The following is a 3,192-nucleotide window of genomic DNA, read 5'->3' as shown; positions in this document are numbered from 1 at the left end:
CCGAACCGCGCTTCGACCAGATCAAGCACCTCTTCGACCGTTTCATCCGGAGTGAATTGCATCGGGCCAGAAAACGCGATGTCGTCAGGGGCCGGTTTGCGGTTCTCGGAATCGTAATTCCACTTGCCGCCCTCAGGGTCGTCGCCATTCATCAGAAGGCCGGTCTTGCGGCGCATGTCTCGGTAGAAATACTCCATCCGAAGGGCTTTGCGACCCTCGGCCCATGTGTCGAATTCATCCTGAGTGCTGACGAACCGCGTATCAGGTTTCATCGTCAGCTTAAGCGGCATGTCCTCAAGCGCCTCGATCAGACGCCATTCGCCGGGTTGAGTGGCGATCACCTCGGATGCGCCGGTATCTTCGGCACGGCGGAGCAATTCGCCGGGGATGCTGCCTGCGTTTTCGGTGTCGTCAAGCTGCGTGTATCGCACATCCCAGCCATCATCGCGCAGGCGAGCGGCGAATTTGCGCATGGCGGCGAAGATGAAGGCAATCTTCTTGGGGTGATGCTGCACATAGGTGGCCTCTTCGGCGACCTCGGCCATCACAACCACGTCTGACGCCTTGTCTGCCGCTTCGAGAGCAGAGAGCGTGTCAGTCAGTTGATCCCCAAGGACCAGAACAAGGCGCGTCACCACCGCACCTCTTTGCTCTGCCAGTCGAAGAACTTGCCGGTGTCCTGGGGTGTCAGCCCCTCCAGCACCGACAGCAGATTCGCCGCCGCTTGGGACGCGGGTACGGATGGGTTTTGGCCAACGTATTTCTCGGTGAATTTCGTCTCGACCGTACCGGGGTGCAGCGCGACGCAGATCAGGTCCTTGTGGGTGCGGGCCAGCTCTATCGCGCCGCTGTGGATCATCTGGTTCAGGGCTGCCTTGGCGGTGCGGTAACTGTACCAGCCGCCCAATCGGTTGTCACCGATGGAGCCGACGCGGGCGGACAGGGCCGCGAAGACCGACCGCCCCTTCCGGGGCAACAGCCGCATCGCATGTTTCAGAACAAGCGACGGTCCGACCGTGTTCAGCTTGAACTGGTCAATCATCGCATCAGCCGTCACATGTCGCAGTGTTTTTTCCGGCTCTGCCCCCCCGATCTCCAACGCGCCCGTGGCGACGAAGACGAGGTCGAAGGGTCCCGTCAGCGCACCGAGCGCGGCCTTCACGCTGGTTTCGTCGGTCACGTCCAAACCATCGCGGCTGCGCGACAGGCCGGTGACTGCAACGCCGCGCGCGGTCAGCGCGTTTGACAGCGCCGTGCCAATGCCGCCGCTTGATCCGATGATGAGTGCTGTTTCCATGACCCCGCCACCTAGGGTGACGGATCAGTCGGTCAACCGTGTCAGATCAGGCCGCGCCAGCGCAGGACAACGATGAAAAGCGTGATGGCGGCGAGAAAGTTGAATGCCATGCTGCCCATCACGGTCAGTGCGATGCCTTTGCGACGGTCCGCAACATCAATCGCCTTGAGATGTGTGGCAGCGCGGTCATAGGCGCTTTTGGTCGCATTGGGGTCAAGGCGTATCGCGAGTTTCGGATTGCGCGCCATCTGTTCCGCCTCGGCGACGATCTTGATGTCGTGGCAAACCCCGGAGGGCAGCATCCGCCCAGCCTTTGCCGCGCGTTTGGCCAGCGAGCCCCGTTTCAAGCCAAGACGCTTCGCCAAAAGAGAGCGCAATGCGTCGGCGTTGGATTTGATCATCTCTGCGTGTTCCATCAAAAAAAGATACGCCTCCAGCCCCTTTTTCTCAATACGAATATGGCGCTATATGCGGCCCAAATGCTGAACACACTGTTTACAGAATCGACCGGACACGCGCGCCCGATTGTCATCGTTCACGGGCTTTATGGGTCGGGACGCAACTGGGGCGTGATCGCCAAACGCCTGTCTGACCGGGGTCCGGTCATCGCCGTGGACCAGCGCAATCATGGCGACAGCTTTTGGTCTGACAGTCACTCCTATCCCGATATGGCCGCCGATCTGGCAGAGGTGATCGCCAGTCTGGGTGGCCCTGTGGATGTGGTCGGGCACTCGATGGGCGGCAAGGCGGCGATGGTTCTGGCGCTGACACGGCCCGAGCTGGTGGAGCGGCTGATCGTGGCCGATATCGCACCGGTGGGCTACTCCCACTCCCAAATCCAGTTCATCGAAGCAATGCGGGCGGTGGACCTGTCGACAGTTGAAAAGCGGTCGGACGCGTCCGAGCAGCTGGCCACCCATGTCGACGACCCGACGCTTCAGGCGTTCTTTACCCAATCGCTCGACGTGAAGGCCAAACGCTGGAAATTGAACCTTGATGCTCTGGCGGCGGAAATGCCGAAGATCCTTGGCTTTCCCGAGATGGACGGCGCGTTCGAAAAGCCGACGCTGTTCCTGTCCGGCGCGCTCTCGAACTACGTGACGGCAGAGGCACGGCCCACGATCAAGCGCCTGTTTCCGATGGCACGCTTTGCCAAGATCCCCGGTGCGGGGCATTGGCTGCACGCTGAGAAACCGCGCGAATTCGAAGCGTCGGTCAGGGCATTTCTCGACCGGGATCAGTAACCGCGGCAGGATTGTTCGGAGCGGGCGGCGAACGCTTTGTACCGTTCCCAGAACGCGTCATCCGATGGCGATTGCGACATCCAGGTGTCATGCGCCCGCTGCGGATCTGCAAAGAACCGCGACGCCTTGCGCTGGTCGGCCCCGGACAGCGATTGGTTGGCGACGGTCTGGATGCAGCCGCAAAGTTGCGGGTTGCGCGCCCGGCGATCAGAGGAGAGGCAGGCACGGCTGATCGGACCGCTCGAGAACCGTGTGACCATGCCGCTGTCGCTGCGGTCATACCGGTTGCCACCGCATCCGGCGACCAACGCCGTAAACATTATCGCTGCCAAGACTCTCATTGCGCCTGTTCTCTTTATGTCTACGGCCATGCCTTGGGTCTTCTGCCCAGTATGCTGACCGTCTGCCTGCTGGAAACATGCCTGAAATGTGACCTGTTTTCAAATCACCTTTTGTCAAGCGATGCGCCACTGTCACGCCACCTTGACCAGACCCCAAAACCGCATCATATCCCGCGCATGACAGAGCTTTCGCACATCCGCAATTTCTCAATTGTTGCCCATATCGACCACGGGAAATCCACCCTGGCCGACCGGCTGATCCAATCCACCCATACGGTGTCGGAACGGGACATGAAGGAACAGCTTCTTG

6 protein-coding genes are annotated in these 3,192 nt (G+C 60.6%); 2 read left to right on the top strand and 4 right to left on the bottom strand.

All coding sequences use genetic code 11. The features are described 5' to 3' along the window. From JJ869_RS22935 to JJ869_RS22925, 3 genes are all read right to left on the bottom strand, one after another. On the bottom strand, positions 1-635 hold a 635-nt coding region (locus JJ869_RS22935), incomplete at its 3' end, for a cryptochrome/photolyase family protein (protein ID WP_292271204.1). Continuing rightward, positions 632-1,297, bottom strand: coding sequence for an SDR family NAD(P)-dependent oxidoreductase (locus JJ869_RS22930; RefSeq protein WP_292271202.1), 666 nt, complete (start codon positions 1,295-1,297; stop codon positions 632-634). The genes JJ869_RS22930 and JJ869_RS22935, both read right to left, overlap by 4 nt. Positions 1,298-1,338: 41 nt before the next feature. Continuing rightward, the gene (locus JJ869_RS22925; protein WP_292271199.1) at positions 1,339-1,713 is read right to left on the bottom strand and encodes a hypothetical protein; all 375 of its coding nucleotides are present in this window, start codon (positions 1,711-1,713) and stop codon (positions 1,339-1,341) included. A gap of 63 nt (positions 1,714-1,776) precedes the next feature. On the opposite strand from JJ869_RS22925, the gene JJ869_RS22920 reads away from it, so the two are divergent. Then, complete coding sequence (locus tag JJ869_RS22920; RefSeq protein WP_292271197.1) at positions 1,777-2,541, top strand: alpha/beta fold hydrolase; 765 nt, start codon at positions 1,777-1,779, stop codon at positions 2,539-2,541. On the opposite strand, the gene JJ869_RS22915 is transcribed toward JJ869_RS22920, so the two are convergent. Next, complete coding sequence (locus tag JJ869_RS22915) at positions 2,535-2,861, bottom strand: hypothetical protein (protein ID WP_292271196.1); 327 nt, start codon at positions 2,859-2,861, stop codon at positions 2,535-2,537. The two genes, JJ869_RS22920 and JJ869_RS22915, sit on opposite strands and share 7 nt — an antisense overlap. Positions 2,862-3,059: 198 nt before the next feature. Between JJ869_RS22915 and JJ869_RS22910 the strand changes: the two genes are divergently transcribed. Next, positions 3,060-3,192 (top strand): GTP-binding protein (locus JJ869_RS22910; RefSeq protein WP_292271206.1); only part of this gene is annotated, 133 nt, incomplete at its 3' end.

The sequence above is a fragment of the Marivita sp. genome (genome assembly GCF_017643905.1).
GTDB lineage: Bacteria > Pseudomonadota > Alphaproteobacteria > Rhodobacterales > Rhodobacteraceae > Marivita.
This window is presented reverse-complemented; position numbering and strand designations above follow the sequence as displayed.

Excerpts from the sequence above, each read along its gene's own strand:
- JJ869_RS22915 (WP_292271196.1), bottom strand. The coding sequence starts at position 2,861 with ATGTTTACGGCGTTGGTCGCCGGATGCGGTGGCAACCGGTATGACCGC.
- JJ869_RS22930 (WP_292271202.1), bottom strand. The coding sequence starts at position 1,297 with ATGGAAACAGCACTCATCATCGGATCAAGCGGCGGCATTGGCACGGCG.
- JJ869_RS22925 (WP_292271199.1), bottom strand. The coding sequence starts at position 1,713 with ATGGAACACGCAGAGATGATCAAATCCAACGCCGACGCATTGCGCTCT.
- JJ869_RS22920 (WP_292271197.1), top strand. The coding sequence starts at position 1,777 with ATGCTGAACACACTGTTTACAGAATCGACCGGACACGCGCGCCCGATT.